This is a genomic window from Xenorhabdus griffiniae (assembly GCF_001028135.1).
In the GTDB taxonomy this organism is placed as follows: domain Bacteria; phylum Pseudomonadota; class Gammaproteobacteria; order Enterobacterales; family Enterobacteriaceae; genus Xenorhabdus; species Xenorhabdus bakwenae.
The window spans coordinates 1-686 of record NZ_LDNM01000022.1 but is presented as its reverse complement, the minus strand read 5'-3'; the positions used below and the strand labels follow the sequence as shown (position 1 = coordinate 686).

The window sequence follows — 686 nt, the reverse complement described above, 5'->3', positions numbered from 1 at the left end:
AGCTGGGATGAAAGTAGGCTGGCGGTAATGGGTCCCACCCCCGGTATTGTCATCATGCGTTGAGTCGCATCGTCCGCTTTGATGGACTGTTTTAATTCTAATTCCAACGTGGTTATTTGCTCGACAAGATAAAGGTAATGGGCATGTAATTTCATCAGCAAACGGCTCAGATAATCGGGCACGTCGTGTTCTGCCAGAACCAGAGATAACCGTTTAATGACCGCCTCGCCTTTTGGCAGACTGATACCAAACTCCAGCAAAAAAGCGTGCATTTGGTTAGTGGTCTTTACCTTATCTTTGATGAGTGATTCTCTGACACGATGCAGTGCTCTCATCGCCTGTTGCGTCTCCGTTCTCGGCTGGACAAAACGCATTGAGGGGCGTGATGCTGCTTCACATATCGCCTCTGCATCAACGAAATCATTTTTGTTACTTTTGACAAAAGGACGAACAAACTGCGGAGATATAGCTAAATCATACCAATATGGCATAATATCCCAATCCAATATGACAAGGCATAAAGTGAAATGGGTTACAGTCTAGATTTTCGAAAAAGAGTCCTGGCATACAAAGATAAACATTCGTTGACTTTCGAGCAAACGAGTGTCCATTTTGAGATTTCTATTCGTACCCTGTTCCGGTGGAGCCATAAAATCTGTCTCTTATACACATCTGATGCTGCCGAC

General features: G+C 44.5%; 2 pseudogenes. One reads left to right on the top strand and one right to left on the bottom strand.

Going from position 1 to position 686, the window contains the following annotated elements:
- Window positions 1-467 (bottom strand): annotated as a pseudogene (locus AAY47_RS06940) (IS110 family transposase); the annotation flags it as partial.
- Between the two features lie 60 nt (window positions 468-527).
- On the opposite strand from AAY47_RS06940, the pseudogene AAY47_RS23155 reads away from it, so the two are divergent.
- Window positions 528-686 (top strand): annotated as a pseudogene (locus tag AAY47_RS23155) (transposase); the annotation flags it as partial.